The sequence below is a fragment of the Bradyrhizobium zhengyangense genome (genome assembly GCF_022012555.1).
Lineage (GTDB): Bacteria > Pseudomonadota > Alphaproteobacteria > Rhizobiales > Xanthobacteraceae > Bradyrhizobium > Bradyrhizobium zhengyangense.
In genome coordinates, this window is sequence record NZ_JAKLTZ010000003.1 from 254,279 (window position 1) to 267,878 (window position 13,600).

Genomic DNA, 13,600 nt, shown 5'->3' on the forward strand with positions numbered 1-13,600 from the left:
AGGACCACGGACATGGCAGCGCTCAAGCTCGCAATCGGTAACAAGAACTACTCGTCATGGTCGATGCGGCCCTGGCTTGCGCTGCGCGCCAACGACATCCCGTTCGTGGAGACCGTGATCCCGCTCTACACCGACGATCCCGCGGACAAGGAGCAGATTCTGTCCTTTAGCCGCGCCGGCAAGGTACCGGTGCTGGTCGACGGCGACATCACGGTGTGGGATTCGCTGGCGATCATCGAGTACATCGCCGAGCGCTATCCGGAGAAGAAGCTGTGGCCCGACGACGTTGCCGCGCGCGCGTTTGCCCGTTCGGTGTGCGCCGAGATGCATTCCGGCTTCATGGCCCTGCGCAGCGAATGCGGCATGAACCTGCACCGTCCGGTGCGGCCCGTGACGCTGTCGGCGGACGCCAAGGCCAATGTCGCGCGCGTGCAGGAGATCTGGCGCACATGTCTGACCCGCTACGGCGCCGGCGGGCCGTTCCTGTTCGGCCGCTTCGGCGCGGCCGACGCGATGTACGCCCCGGTGGTGCATCGCTTCCGCACCTACGCCATCGAAGTCACGCCGGAGACCAAGGCCTATATGGATACGATGATGGCGATGCCGGCGTTCCAGGAATGGACCCGCGACGGTCTCGCCGAAACACTTGTCATCGAAAAGTTCGAGAACGTGTAGCCGAGAATGTGAATGGGCGCCGCTTGACGGCGTGCCGATCGGCGGCGCTCAATCATAGGGAACAACGAAAGAGGGGACGGCCATGGGAATTCTGGACTCGCTGGAAAACAATCCCGCACTGCGCAGCGCGCTTGGCCAGCTCGGCGCCGCCGTCCTGCCGGCCGTGCTGAGCGAGGTGATGGGCAGCAACAACCAGGGCGGCTTGGGCGCGATCGTCGCCAAGCTCCAGCAGGCGGGCCTTGGTGACCAGGTGAAGTCCTGGCTCGGCAATGGCCAGAACATGTCGATCTCGGCCGACCAGCTGCGCGCCGTGCTCGGCAACGACACCGTCCGCCAGCTCGCGGCGCGCTACAACATCCCGGTCGACCAGCTCGGCGAGATCCTGGCCCAGGAGCTGCCCAAGGCCGTGGACCAGGCAAGCCCGAACGGCCATCTGCCCCACGGCGCCTGAGACGACCGGTTCCGGCGGTATCATCGGCCGCCGTTCGTCGGCTATCATCTTGAAAACACTGCAGGTTTGGCGTATTTGCCGTGCCGGCATACTGCTGGCCAAAACGCCGCAGCGCGTGCTATAGGTCACACCGGGTTTTCAGCCGGTCCGTCGCAGTGGGACCCTGGGCACGGCCGGCGCTGTTTGAGTGATGGAGATGGGCGTTGAAGCATAAATTCCCCGTGGGAACGCGCGTATTGTTCACTGCTAGCAACGTCGCGCGCCCGGCTGCGAGTGGTTCCTACGAGATCATTCGCCTGCTGCCGACGGAAGGCGACGACTGCCAGTATCGGATCAAGAGCTCCACTGAGGCTTTCGAACGGGTCGCCAAGGAAAGCCAGCTCGCGCTCTCGTAATGCGCTGGCGCTCGCCACGCATTGACATCGCGGACGAATTTGCGCCGCTCGCCGTCAAAAGGCCCGCTTCGCCTCGGCAAGGTGGGCCGGGGGCAGTTGCCGACTCGCGGTGCTCGCTTGACCATCAGCTCTTTGCTCGCGTGAGGGGACATCGCGCATGAACTGGGCATGGGCCTCGTCGCTCGACCAAATCTGGCGCTCGCCATCCTTCCCGATGTGGATGACCCTGGCAGCCGCCGGCTTCTTCGGGTTGATCATGCTGATCACGCTGTTGCGCGCCGAGAAATCGGTCGCCAACGGCGCGCTGACTGTCATCACGCTGCTCTCGATCGGCATCGCGGTGGCCGCCACTATGCGCATCTATGGGCCAGTGGGGCAGGCGGCGCCGACCGAAGCCCGCACGCAAGCCACGGTGACCGCGACCCTCCCGGCGCTGGCCTGCCTCGACGACCTCGCCGGCGATGCCGTGGCCACCGGCTGTGAGAAGGCGCTGTTCGGCGCGCCTGACACGGCGGCCGCCGCCGTCGCCTATACGGCGGCCCGGATCGATCGGCTGACCGCGCTCGGCGATGCCCCGACCGCCGACAAAAGCCTGACGCTCGACACGAAGGTGCTGCGCAAGGCGCTGGAGCGTGATCGCTTCGGCCTCGTGGCGCAGGTGCTGGTCGCGCGCGACGGCTGCACCCAGTTCGATTGCGCCGCGTTCCGCTCGCTGACGGACCAGCAGCAGGTCGCTGCCAACATGGATTCCCATCTTTACGATCAGATGGTCGCGCGCTACGCGCCGACCTGGAATTCGCCCGCAGCAGCGCCCGGAGCGCTGCCGCCCAACCCGATCGCGGCGCTGCCGCCATCGATGCCTACGGGCAAGCCGACCAATGCCGAGTTCCCGAGCGCCTCGTCGACCCCGCCGGTGAGCATCATGAGTCCGGAGCCGCCGACGGCGGCCACGCGCCAGCCGCCGCCCGCCAATGCGGCGGCAACACCGGCTGCGGCCCAACGTGCTCCGGCTGCGGCATCGGCCCAGGCGGCCGCGCCCGCGGCACCGGCCGCGAGGAGGCCGCCCGCGCCGAAGGCCGCGCGAGCACCGGCCGCCGCACCGGTTCCGCTCGCACCGCCGCCGGGCGCGGCTCCCGCGGCTGCGGATAACGACTAGTTCGGCTTTGAAAACCCGGGCATGGCCCGCTAATGCTGGGTCATGCCACTCCATCTGATCAAGCTTGCCGTCGGCTGCGACTCCGTCAAGGAATTGAAGGGGTGGGTCGCCGAACGGATGCAGACGGCCAAGAAAAAGGGCCTGCCGCAACACCACATCCATATCACCCGCATGGTGCCGAAGCGCGACGCCGAAATTCTCGCCGGCGGATCGCTCTATTGGGTCATCAAGGGCGAGATCGCCGCGCGTGAAAAGATCATCGGCATCGAGCCATTCCGCGACAAGGACGGCATCGGACGCTGCCGGATCGTGATGCAGCCGAAGGTGGTCTCGGTGTCGCCGCGACCGATGCGCCCGTTCCAGGGCTGGCGTTATCTCACCGACGATTCCGTGCCGCCCGATCTCGGCAAGTCGGCCGCAGGCACCATCGCGGCGATGCCTGAGCCGATGCGGCGCGAACTGCGCGATCTCGGATTGCTCTGAGCATGATCCGGAAAAGTGCGCGGCGGTTTTCCGGAAAGATCATGCTCCAACAATAACCTGAAGCGCGATGCCGTCATCGCGCTTCAAACCGCGATATTGTCGATCAACCGCGTCGTGCCGAGCCTGGCGGCGACCAGAATCCGCAGCGGCCCGTCCTTGCGCGAGGTGACGGGCGCCAGCGTCTCGGCATGGCGGAGCTCGAAATAGTCGAGCGCAAAGCCGGCCGTCGCGACCATCTCGGCGCCGCGCGCCATCGCGCTCGCGATGGCTTCGCCGGCCCGGATCCGTCCGGCGCTGTCGGTCATGGCCCGATAGAGCACGGTGGCGGTCTGGCGTTCCGTAGGCGAGAGACAGACGTTGCGGGAGGACATCGCGAGCCCGTCGCGCTCTCGGACGGTACGGGAGCCGATTACCTTCACGCCGAGGTCGAGGTCGCGCGTCATCTGCGTCACCACGCGCAATTGTTGAAAGTCCTTCTCGCCGAAGATCGCGACGTCAGGCCGGCATTGTGTGAACAGCTTGCCGACGACGGTGGCGACGCCGCCGAAGAAGTGCGGGCGGAAGCGGTCTTCGAGCCCGGCCAGTGCCGGCCCCTCCGGGACGATACGCGTCGCAAAGCCCTCCGGATACATCGCCTCGACGCCGGGGTGCCAGACGATGTCGACATCCTCGGCCGCAAGCTTGGCGATGTCGGATTTCCAGGTCCGCGGATAGGCGCCGAGATCCTCTGATGGCGAAAACTGGGTCGGGTTCACGAAGATCGACACGACGACGCGGCTCGCGCGCCGCTTGGCGAGGCGCACCAGCGACACATGCCCGTCATGGAGCGCCCCCATGGTCGGCACCAGCGCGACCGTGGCCTTTCGCTTGCGAAGATTGTCGACGGCGCGTCGCAGGGCGGGCACCGTGCGGGTGATCAGGGGGCTTGGTGACATCAGAACTCGGGATGGTTGGGGGTGGGCGCCGCCAGCCGCGCAGCCGGCTAACCTTAACAAGCGCCGGTCGTGGACGCCATGCATCGACATCGGGCACAGCATTCCCTGCAGCGAGGATGTCGCGTCGTTGTGGGCTGGATCACAGACGACGGGCCGCGACGCGATTCATGATGACCATCATCGCACTGTGATTTCGTTATCCTGTCACGCATTTCACTTGACCGCAGACGCGGCCAACTCGAAGATATTGTTTAAGGGGTGTTGAGGATCGCCATGCTTGTGCAGGCTAGCCAAAGCCAATCCGGCTCGGCGCACGTCGTTGTGCTCGGCAATGAGAAGGGCGGCTCCGGCAAATCGACCACCGCCCTGCACATCGCGGTTGCGCTCCTGAAGGCTGGTCAGCGCGTCGCCACCATCGACCTCGACTGCCGCCAGCAAAGCTTCACCCGCTACATCAACAACCGTTCTGCCTGGGCGCGCCGCACCAAGCTCGACCTCGAGTTGCCGGTGCATCGCTGCATCAAGCTCGGCGAAACCATGCTGATCGCCGAGAACGAGAATTCCGAGTTCCAGCAGTTCATGGAGGCGGTCTCGGCGGTCGAGAGCAGTTTCGACTTCATCGTCATCGATACGCCCGGCACCGACAGCTATTTGATGCGGCTGGCCCATTCGATGGCGGACACGCTGGTCACGCCGATCAACGACAGCTTCCTCGATTTCGACGTGCTCGGTACCGTCGATCCCACCAATTACGCGGTAACGGGAGAAAGCCATTACGCCGAAATGGTGCGCGATGTCAGGCGCAAGCGTCGTCAACTCGACGGCTCGACCACCGACTGGATCGTGGTGCGCAATCGCCTGTCGATGCTCGGCTCTCGCAACAAGCAGCTCGTCGCCGATGGGCTGAAGGACTTATCGCTGCGGCTCGGCTTCCGCTACGTCGATGGCTTCGCCGAACGTGTCGTCTATCGCGAGTTCTTCCCGCGTGGCCTCACGGCACTCGACGAGATCGACGAGGCCACGCTCGGGATGCGGCCCAATCTTGGCCATCTCACCGCGCGGGAGGAGGTGACGAGCCTGCTGCGCCAGCTCAAGCTGCCGCTCGACGAGCGCGGCCGCCGCCGTGCGGCAAATCGCGCCGAGTGGTTCAGCCAGGTGGACAAGCCGCTCGAGGTCCACGACATCCTCGGCGCCTAGGCACGGTACGCTGTTACTTCCCGGTCGATCATGACAGCCGGTTCCCGCCGGAACGGATGTCGCCTGCAGTTGTTTTCACCGGGCATTCACCGTGAAATTGAACCCGATCGTGACGGGTTGCGTCGGATGGTCATCTGTACCCGGAGGTAGCGGTATCAGAACGCGGTGCCCACCAAACGTGTGCATCGCACAATGAAAGGGCTGTCAGTTCACAATATTTGGCCTTCCTGTCACGCGCCTGTGACATATATTGGGGAATAGGCGACCAGGGGCCGAAGAGCTCCGGAAGAAACACGATTTTCAACAGGGATCAGGTCGCACGGCCTGAGGCTGAGGACGAAAATGAAGCGTGGAATTGCCGTTCTGGTTTGTGTGGGAGCCCTCTTCAGTGTCGCCTATTTCACGGCGAGCAAGTGGGCCATCAAGCACGAGACCATCACCTTCTACGACCCTTCGCGCGATAATCGTCCCGTGCCTGTCGACATCGCGATCCGTCGCGACAAGGAAATGCAGGCGAATGCCGGCATGATCACGCTTCCGGTTGCGGTGATCAATCACGGCAACACCGTCAAGAACACCGAGTACGGCTTTCTCGCCAACATCTTCGCTGCGCGTGGCTACCTGGTCGTAAGCCCGCAGCATGATTTGCCGACCGATCCGCCGATGGTGACCAAGCCTGGCGAGCTCTATGTCGGCCGCCTGCCGCAGATTCTGCGCGGCGTCGCCAATATCCATCTGGCGATGCAGGAGATGAAGAAGGTTCAGCCCAACGCTGACTACACCAGGGTGACGATGGTTGGCCATTCCATGGGCGGCGACATCACTATGTATTTCGCCAAGCAATATCCGGACGAGGTCAAGAAGGTCGTGACGCTGGACAATCTCCGCGTGCCCTTCGTCACCGCTGGTAAATTCAAGATTCTTTCGTTCCGCTCTCACGATCCGCAGTTCAAGACTGATCCGGGCGTGCTCCCGACCGACGAGGAGTGCGAGAAGGCCGGTATCCAGGTCGTGAAGACCGACTTCCAGCACAACGACATGCGCGACACAGGTCCGGACGACGCCAAGAACTCGATCCAGGGCATGCTTGATAAATTCTTGAGCGACACCGACAGCGCAATTGCGCCGGTCGACACCCGTTCGGCTCCGCCCAAGATCCTGGAGCCGGGTCCGGTGGCTCTGATGGCGCCCGCCAAGAGCTAATCCGAGAAGAGCTGATCGAAACAAGTCTCAAAGCCTCCGCCGGCTCCCGCCTGCGGAGGCTTTGCACATTGACCGGGCAGGGCACGCCATCCACATTGGTGGCCTGAGACCCGATGTGACGATGGATGCCCGACGACCCCACCAAACCCCGCCAGAGCGATGCCGTGTCGGCGCGAGCCGAGAGCGACGGCGTGCTGCCGCAGGCAAAGAGCTCGACCTCCGAGGATGTCGCCGCCTTCGTTGCCAAGGCGCGGGCATTGTCTCCGCATGCACCGGGTGCAAAGGGCCGCTTGATCTTCGCACTGGATGCGACGATGAGCCGGCAGCCGACCTGGGACATGGCCTGCGCGCTTCAGGCCGACATGTTTCGCGAGGCTGCTGCGCTTGGCAGCCTCGACATCCGACTGGTCTACTATCGCGGCTACAATGAATGCCGCTCGACGGGCTGGATTTCCGACAGCAGCAAGCTGGCGACGCTGATGAGCAAGATCGATTGTCGCGGCGGCGACACCCAGATCGGCAGAGTGCTGACCGACGCGCGGCGCGAGGCGGTTACATCAGGTGTGCGTGCTGTCGTCTTCGTCGGCGACGCAATGGAGGAGAAGGTCGACGCGCTCTGCGCCAAGGCCGGCGAGCTCGGCATGCTGAAGGTGCCGGTGTTCCTGTTTCAGGAAGGCCATGATGCAGTCGCCGAACAGGCGTTTCGCGAGATTGCGCGTCTGACCGGCGGTGCCTGGTGCCGGTTCGATCCGGGCGCGGCGGCACAGCTGCGCGAGCTGTTGAGGGCCGCTGCGGCCTACGCAGCTGGAGGCCGCGAGGCATTGCTGAGACTGGCCAAGACGGCGAGTGGCGCCGCGCAACTGATCGGACAAATGAAGTAACGCCTCACGCCGGCGCGGCCTGCGTCGGAGACGAAGCCGCAACGGGCGGCAGCAGGCGTCCCTGCACGATCAGGCGCAGCGTGCCGAGCATGATTAGTCCGACCACGATGTTGGCGGCCGCGAACAGATAAGGCGCGAGCAGAGCGATCGCGCCGGTGTCGCCGTGCCCGACCACGCGGATTGGCGCGATCGCAAGCGCGGTGGCGCCGAAGGTGAAGCTCCAATAGGACACCGAGAACGGTTGCTCCATGATCCAGGGCAACAATCGAAGCAGCAGGAGCGCCATCATCAGCCCATAGCCGATAAGGATATGCGCGAACATGTCCGGGACACCGCCATTGATTGCGAGATAGGCGACCGCGCCGACCACGGGCGGCGCAAGTTGAATGCCGAGCGTCGGACGCAGCGCGACGGGAAGCGTCTCGACGGTATAGAGACGGTGCAGCAGCACGGATTCGATTGCGAACCAGGAGAACAGCGCCACGCCGAAGGCGAGCTGCCCCCAGTCGGGGTAGCCGAGCGCCGCTGAGACGCCGGCGGTGACGAAGCCGCCCGCAACGGTTGGCAAATAGAGGACCGGCGTTGTCGCGGTGTGATCGCGGTTGCCGCGCCACAGCAGTCCCGTCCGCCACAGTGCGAAACCGAGCGTAAACGCTCCGCCGAGCCCGAACAGGATCATGGCGGCATGGTGCGAATAGGGCGCAGCAGCGAGCGCGATCAGCATGGTGGAGACGCCGGCGAGGCCGATGAAGCAGCACTGGACCGGGTGATGCGCTTCACTGACCGACTCGGCGCGTGCAAAAATCCAGCGCAGCACGAACAGCCCAATCAGAACCGCCCAGACGATCGAGGCGACGGCGAGAATGATTTCGCCGATGATCGCCGGCAACTGCCAAACCTGGTGTGCGGCACGCCATGCATTGCCGAGACCCGCAAGGCCCAGGACGATACCGAAGAAGGCGGCCGGCACGATCGGTGGCTTGAATCCCTTGCTCATCGTCTTCCCCAAAGCCCCCTCATCATTTCCTGGGTGGTGATGCGACCTTCGCTGCTTCCGAGTGCGCCGGAATGATGGGGGCAACTGCTTATGGCAAGAGAACAGCTTGTGTCACCGTCCGAACGTGGACGGAGGGAAGGACATCATGCTTTTTGACAAGAGGGCGACTATATTCCCACCATGACTCTGATCGCCGGCCTCGTCGCCGTTATCACGCTCTATCTGCTGCTCCAGATGTTCCGCGCCGCCAATCCGGCCGTGCTTGCGCGCGCCATCAAGGTCGGGGGCGGCGTGGTCGCGCTCGCAGTGGCCGCCTTCACCGGCCTGCGGGGCGAACTGGCGGTGGCGATCCCGCTCGGACTATTCGGGGCTGGTTTGCTCGGCTGGACGCCGCTCGCGAATGCAGGCTTTGGCAATGTCCGGGGCCTGTTCGGGGGTGGCGCATCGCGCTCATCCGGTCAGACCTCGCGCGTGCGATCACAATTCCTGGATATGCGGCTCGATCATGATTCCGGCGAGCTCTCGGGCCAGATCGTCGCCGGGCCTCACGCCGGGCGCGGTCTTGAAGAGTTCGATCTTGCAAGTTTGCTGGCGATGGTCCCGGCGTTCGATGCCGAGAGCGTGGCCTTACTTGAAAGCTATCTGGACCGCCGGTTTCCCGCCTGGCGTCAGAACGCGCAGGGCGACGCGGCAGGGGGGCAGCGCCGCGCGGCGGCGAGCGGCAAAATGACGGCGGAGGAAGCCTATCAGATCCTTGGCTTGCAGCCGGGAGCGGGGCGCGACGACATCAGCCGGGCGCACAAATCCCTCATGAAGAAACTGCATCCCGACCAGGGGGGCTCGACGTACCTCGCTGCCCGGGTAAACGAGGCCAAGGATACTCTGCTTCGTACGCATAACGGCTAACTCCGGCACCACGCCACAAACGCCCGTACCGCGTGAGTTCCGCTTGCTCTGTTTGCCGTCGCCCCGATGCCCGCCATTGTCGGCGTGGTCGATCCCTTGAGCAAAGTTTTAACCGTAAATTCTTGACGAGAGGTTGTCGCGGAACAGCCTGCAGCGCCACCGCGTCCTCAAAAACAAAAAAGCCCGCGCAAGGCGCGGGCATTTTGGCTTGGAAGGATCTGAGAGATTAGTTGCGGACGGTCATGCAGGAGATGTCGGCGCGCTTCAGCGTCTTGCACACCGCCTCGGCCTGGTCCCGCTCGAGCCCGGCAAAGCGGGCGCGGTAGAGCTTGCGATTGTCCCTCGCGACGACCGGCTCGGTGAACGGATCGGCCCTGCTGAGTAGACCGCGGGCCGAGCTGCGAGCGGCTTCGATGCGCTGCTGGGCCTCGCTCTCGCTCTCGAGCGCGCCGACCTGCACGATCCAGCCGCTATGGGTGATGGCCGGCTTGGTGGCGCTCATCTGGATCGGCTGCGGGGACGGATCGGCGGAGGCAAGCTTGGCAACCGGTGCGGGCGCCGCAGCGGTGGCGGCCGGCAGCACGCCGAGAACGCCGTTGCCGGTGCCGAAGCCAGCAGGTTGCTGCGGCAGTTCGGCTCGGGCGGGCTCCGGCTTGTTGACCATGTCGGCCCTGGCGACGACGGCGCCGGACGTCTCGGCGATCTCACCGCGGGCCGGAATCGTGTTTGTGACCTGCGGGGCGACCTGTGTCGGGGCGGCGGAGGCGACCTTGACTGCGCCGGCCTTGACTTGAACCGTCTTCACCCGGACCGGCTTCATCGGCTCGGACGAACCCGGAATGAGGGCAAGCGGCTGGCTTGAGATCACGCCATTGGTGAGAGGTGCGGGCTCGATCTTTGACTCGGTGGGCCTGGCTTCAGGCTTGGGTTGAGCCGGCGGCATCGCTGCGGTCGCGGCTGCAAGCGTGGCGAGGCGGGAGGCCGGACGCGGCGCGGGGGCCTCGGGAGCAGGAGCGGCTGCGACCTGGACCGGCGGAACGGGCCGAGCCGGGGTCTCCGATGCATCGGCGACGTCGCTGCTGGCATCGGCACCGTTGCGCTCGGTCACTGCGGCAACCGTGTGGGTGGTTGCGCCCTTCTCGAGGTTCTCGGCGAGCAGATTGCGCATGATGGCGTCGCGCGAGCCGCCGCTGCGGCCGCCGAGCACCACGCCGATGAGGTGGCGGTTGCCACGGCGCATCGACGTCACGAGATTGAAGCCGGAGGCGCGGGTGTAACCGGTCTTGATGCCGTCGACGCCCTCGACGCTGCCGAGCAGGTGATTGTGGTTGCGGATCTGCTCGCCACGCCAGGTGAACGAGGTGGTCGAGAAGTAGCGATAGTAGCGCGGGAAGCGCTCCTGGATGGCGCGGCCGAGCGTCGCCTGGTCGCGCGCAGTGGTCACCTGCTCGTCGTTGGGTAGGCCATTGGCGTTGCGGTAAACTGTCCTGGACATGCCGAGTGCGTGCGCCTTGCGCGTCATCATCGCGGCGAAATCGTCCTCGTCGCCGCCGATCGCTTCAGCGATCACGACAGCGGCGTCATTGGCCGAGCGGGTGACGAGGCCCTTGATCGCGTCCTCGACGCGGATGGTCTGGCCGGCACGCAGGTTCAGCTTGGTCGGATCCTGGTCGGCGGCGTGCTGCGACACCGGCATCTCGGTGTCGAGCTTCATCTTGCCGGACTCCAGACGCTCGAACAGCAGATAGAGCGTCATGATCTTGGTGAGCGAAGCCGGATGGCGAATGCCATCGGGGCTGGTCGATTGCAGCACCGCACCGGAATTCCCGTCGACGATGATCGACGCGAATTGCGGACTGTAGCTCTCGGAGGCCTCGTGATGCACCCGGTGGTGCGCATAGTGCCGCCGGTAGCGCCGTGCGTCGGCTGCATCGGTCGTGAAGATGACGGCTGTGGTGACCGTGAGAAGCCCGAAAACGCCAACCCGCGCCAAGCGCGAGGAAGACCAGTTGCTACGAAGCATGGAACCCCGTCCCCGTTTGTGACTTGATCACCGGCTCGTGAGGCGAAATTGTGCCCTGCGGACCCGGGATCATTACCTGCTCAGGCTGTCCCTCCGCTGGTGTTCACTGCGGGGGACGTTGGGCCTGAGCCGCTGTTCTGGCTAAGGTGATGTTCTCAAACGGCTTTTGGCCGCCTGCGGAAGTGAACACGTCCAGGGAATCAGGGTAGGGTGCCGCGGTTTCCAAAAGCTTAAGAAAACCTTGCGGGAAAGCCCGGGAATTTCCGCAACTTGCGCCGAATTTTGTGCGTCGCACAAGATTCTTGACTTTTTTGTGCGTTGCACTATTTGTGGGCAGAGTCAGGGAGCCGGGGCTTCCGGACGCGAGCCAGGGAAAAGGATTCCAAGATGTTCAAGGTTGAAGACTTTCAGAACTACGGGAAAGAGCATTTCGAGACCTGCGTTGCCTCCGCGAGCTCGGTGCAGCACGGCCTCCAGGCGATCGCCAGCGCGTATGGCGACTACACCAAGAAGTCGTTCGAAGACACCAAGTCGTTCGTCGAGAAGCTTTCCGGCGTGAAGTCGCTGGACAAGGCGCTCGAAGCCCAGACCGATTTCGCCCGTTCCGCCTACGAGACCTTCGTCGCGGAATCGCAGAAGATCGCCGGCCTCTACAGCGACCTCGCCAAGCAGGCGTTCAAGCCGGTTGAGACGGTCGTGTCGAAGTTCACCCCGGCGGCCCAGTAAGTTTCTGAACTGATGAAATCACAAAGCCCGGCTGCATCAGCCGGGCTTTTTTCGTTTGCGCAAGGCTCTGGTCGGCGTGCCACGCGCAGCTTCGACAGCGACGTGCCGATGCTCTGGAACACCGAGACGGTCTGGCTTGCCGAGCGGACCAGGTAGAACTTGTCGCTGCTGCTGGCGCAATATTGCAGCACGCCTGAGGTCGGATCGCCGCCGGTATTGACCTGCACCGTGTAGATCGTGATGTTCGCGGCCTTGGCGTTGTCGCACAGCTTCTTCTGCCGCGCGTCGATCTGCGAGGCGTTGCTGTACCAGCGGTTCTGCGTGTTGAGCCCGTCGGACAGCAGGACGATGGCGTCCTTGTAGGTATAGTTCAAATCCTTGGCGGGCGCATTCGTGGGATCGCCCGTCGACAATGTCATCCAGCCCCAGGCGAGACCAATGCCCTGGTTGGTGTTGCCGGTCGGCTTCATGTTGTCGATCACCGTCTTGAGCGAGGACCAGTTGTAGCTCAGCGGCACGATCGGCTGAGCTGCCCGTGGTGCAATAGGAATATTGGTCGGCCGGAAAGAGCGTCGCGGAATTGCCGTTCGTCGGCGTCGTGTTCTTGATGTCATAGTCCTGGTCGCGGTCCACCACGCACCCGGTCCACGTATTGTGATTGGCCGGTGTCCAGGTCTTGCTGTTGTTCACGCATGAAGATTGGTTCGTATAGCGCGAGCTGCTGCAGCTCCCGTTCGCGGCATCCCAGTCGGTGAAATCTATCCAGTACTTGCTGTAATTGTCGGCGCCGACATTGACGTCCTTGGCGAACGGGACGATCGAGATGTAGATGTCGCCGTCGGCCTTGGCGAGCGCGCTGAGCTGATCGATCAGGTTCTTCGCGGCGGTCTGCATTGCCGGCATCTTGCCGGCGTCGGCCATGGATCCCGTATTGTCGAGCACCATCGCCACGCGCATCCGCACCGTTCCCCAGGCGCTTGAGGCATTGATGCCAAGCTTCGGGAAGCCGGCGATCTTCATGAAGGTGGTCGTGAAATTGCCGTCACCAGTGAGCTGGATGGTCGAACCCGCGGATGTGCTCGCGGTATAGGTCGCGGTGACCGTGACGCTCGGCAGCGCGGACTTGTCGGTGAACAGCGCGTTGAAATAGGTCGTGGCCTTCGTGCTGATCTGCGATGTGGCGATGGCGCCGGACGACAGGTCCTTGGAGAGCATGAGGGCGGCAGAGTCGAGCGCTGCCTGCATCGAGGTGCGGGCTTTGACCGCGCGGCTGTAGTCGACCGCCGCACCGACGAAGCTCAGGACCGGAACGAGCGCTATGGCAAAGATCACGGCATAATTGCCTTGCTCAGCCCGGGCGAAACGGGCGAGCTGCCGTCCAAGGCGGCTGACAACGGGCAGGCGCAACATGACAACCCCGACATGTGTGGTTTGCCGGATTTCGCGCCACAGCGTTGAACGAGGGGTAAAGCAGACCGTAGAAACCCGGAGGAATGGCCGAGCCAAAGCGTCGCGGTCAGGTTCCTGATCAGCATGTTCTGAGCAGGCCGGCTGGAAGTTTTTGTCAAACCG

The 13,600-nt window shown here is 64.1% G+C and carries 13 protein-coding genes and 1 pseudogene; 10 read left to right on the forward strand and 4 right to left on the reverse strand.

The genetic code is table 11. The features are described 5' to 3' along the window. Window positions 1-12 precede the first annotated feature (12 nt). The 5 genes from L6639_RS11755 to L6639_RS11775 all read left to right on the forward strand — a co-directional run bounded on the left by L6639_RS11755 (window position 13) and on the right by L6639_RS11775 (window position 3,160). Entirely contained in the window at window positions 13-675 is a 663-nt protein-coding gene (locus tag L6639_RS11755; RefSeq protein WP_237861592.1) for a glutathione S-transferase family protein, read from the forward strand. A gap of 82 nt (window positions 676-757) precedes the next feature. Next, complete coding sequence (locus tag L6639_RS11760; protein WP_237861593.1) at window positions 758-1,126, forward strand: YidB family protein; 369 nt, start codon at window positions 758-760, stop codon at window positions 1,124-1,126. 203 nt (window positions 1,127-1,329) lie between these two features. Continuing rightward, entirely contained in the window at window positions 1,330-1,521 is a 192-nt protein-coding gene (locus L6639_RS11765; RefSeq protein WP_027548146.1) for a hypothetical protein, read from the forward strand. Between the two features lie 157 nt (window positions 1,522-1,678). Then, window positions 1,679-2,677, forward strand: a complete 999-nt coding sequence (locus L6639_RS11770) for a hypothetical protein (RefSeq protein WP_237861594.1) — start codon at window positions 1,679-1,681, stop codon at window positions 2,675-2,677. Window positions 2,678-2,719: 42 nt separating this feature from the next. Next, window positions 2,720-3,160, forward strand: coding sequence for a DUF1489 family protein (locus L6639_RS11775; protein WP_237861595.1), 441 nt, complete (start codon window positions 2,720-2,722; stop codon window positions 3,158-3,160). Between the two features lie 83 nt (window positions 3,161-3,243). Here the strand turns inward: L6639_RS11775 and panC are convergent, their stop codons facing one another. Beyond that, entirely contained in the window at window positions 3,244-4,095 is an 852-nt protein-coding gene (gene panC, locus L6639_RS11780; RefSeq protein ID WP_237861596.1) for a pantoate--beta-alanine ligase, read from the reverse strand. A 273-nt stretch (window positions 4,096-4,368) separates the two neighbouring features. On the opposite strand from panC, the gene L6639_RS11785 reads away from it, so the two are divergent. The 3 genes from L6639_RS11785 (at window position 4,369) to L6639_RS11795 (ending at window position 7,376) form a co-directional block, all read left to right on the forward strand. Then, window positions 4,369-5,292, forward strand: a complete 924-nt coding sequence (locus L6639_RS11785) for a division plane positioning ATPase MipZ (protein ID WP_237861598.1) — start codon at window positions 4,369-4,371, stop codon at window positions 5,290-5,292. A 342-nt stretch (window positions 5,293-5,634) separates the two neighbouring features. Further along, entirely contained in the window at window positions 5,635-6,495 is an 861-nt protein-coding gene (locus tag L6639_RS11790; RefSeq protein ID WP_237861599.1) for an alpha/beta fold hydrolase, read from the forward strand. A gap of 125 nt (window positions 6,496-6,620) precedes the next feature. After that, complete coding sequence (locus L6639_RS11795) at window positions 6,621-7,376, forward strand: VWA domain-containing protein (RefSeq protein ID WP_237861600.1); 756 nt, start codon at window positions 6,621-6,623, stop codon at window positions 7,374-7,376. A 4-nt stretch (window positions 7,377-7,380) separates the two neighbouring features. Here L6639_RS11795 and tehA read toward each other — a convergent pair whose 3' ends face one another. After that, entirely contained in the window at window positions 7,381-8,373 is a 993-nt protein-coding gene (gene tehA, locus L6639_RS11800; protein ID WP_237861601.1) for a dicarboxylate transporter/tellurite-resistance protein TehA, read from the reverse strand. Window positions 8,374-8,553: 180 nt separating this feature from the next. On the opposite strand from tehA, the gene L6639_RS11805 reads away from it, so the two are divergent. Further along, the gene (locus L6639_RS11805) at window positions 8,554-9,279 is read left to right on the forward strand and encodes a DnaJ domain-containing protein (RefSeq protein WP_237861602.1); all 726 of its coding nucleotides are present in this window, start codon (window positions 8,554-8,556) and stop codon (window positions 9,277-9,279) included. A gap of 226 nt (window positions 9,280-9,505) precedes the next feature. Here L6639_RS11805 and L6639_RS11810 read toward each other — a convergent pair whose 3' ends face one another. After that, window positions 9,506-11,302 (reverse strand): serine hydrolase, encoded by a 1,797-nt coding sequence (locus tag L6639_RS11810; protein ID WP_237861603.1) that lies wholly within the window; start codon window positions 11,300-11,302, stop codon window positions 9,506-9,508. A 387-nt stretch (window positions 11,303-11,689) separates the two neighbouring features. Between L6639_RS11810 and L6639_RS11815 the strand changes: the two genes are divergently transcribed. After that, window positions 11,690-12,028 (forward strand): phasin family protein, encoded by a 339-nt coding sequence (locus L6639_RS11815; RefSeq protein ID WP_237861604.1) that lies wholly within the window; start codon window positions 11,690-11,692, stop codon window positions 12,026-12,028. A 74-nt stretch (window positions 12,029-12,102) separates the two neighbouring features. Here L6639_RS11815 and L6639_RS11820 read toward each other — a convergent pair. After that, window positions 12,103-13,438, reverse strand: a pseudogene (locus tag L6639_RS11820) (vWA domain-containing protein); the annotation flags it as partial. Window positions 13,439-13,600: the final 162 nt, after the last annotated feature.

Bases quoted from the DNA above. Each gene is read 5' to 3' on its own strand.
- L6639_RS11755 (WP_237861592.1), top strand. From the start codon at position 13: ATGGCAGCGCTCAAGCTCGCAATCGGTAACAAGAACTACTCGTCATGG.
- L6639_RS11760 (WP_237861593.1), top strand. From the start codon at position 758: ATGGGAATTCTGGACTCGCTGGAAAACAATCCCGCACTGCGCAGCGCG.
- L6639_RS11770 (WP_237861594.1), top strand. From the start codon at position 1,679: ATGAACTGGGCATGGGCCTCGTCGCTCGACCAAATCTGGCGCTCGCCA.
- L6639_RS11775 (WP_237861595.1), top strand. From the start codon at position 2,720: ATGCCACTCCATCTGATCAAGCTTGCCGTCGGCTGCGACTCCGTCAAG.
- panC (WP_237861596.1), bottom strand. From the start codon at position 4,095: ATGTCACCAAGCCCCCTGATCACCCGCACGGTGCCCGCCCTGCGACGC.
- L6639_RS11785 (WP_237861598.1), top strand. From the start codon at position 4,369: ATGCTTGTGCAGGCTAGCCAAAGCCAATCCGGCTCGGCGCACGTCGTT.
- L6639_RS11790 (WP_237861599.1), top strand. From the start codon at position 5,635: ATGAAGCGTGGAATTGCCGTTCTGGTTTGTGTGGGAGCCCTCTTCAGT.
- L6639_RS11795 (WP_237861600.1), top strand. From the start codon at position 6,621: ATGCCCGACGACCCCACCAAACCCCGCCAGAGCGATGCCGTGTCGGCG.
- tehA (WP_237861601.1), bottom strand. From the start codon at position 8,373: ATGAGCAAGGGATTCAAGCCACCGATCGTGCCGGCCGCCTTCTTCGGT.
- L6639_RS11805 (WP_237861602.1), top strand. From the start codon at position 8,554: ATGACTCTGATCGCCGGCCTCGTCGCCGTTATCACGCTCTATCTGCTG.
- L6639_RS11810 (WP_237861603.1), bottom strand. From the start codon at position 11,302: ATGCTTCGTAGCAACTGGTCTTCCTCGCGCTTGGCGCGGGTTGGCGTT.
- L6639_RS11815 (WP_237861604.1), top strand. From the start codon at position 11,690: ATGTTCAAGGTTGAAGACTTTCAGAACTACGGGAAAGAGCATTTCGAG.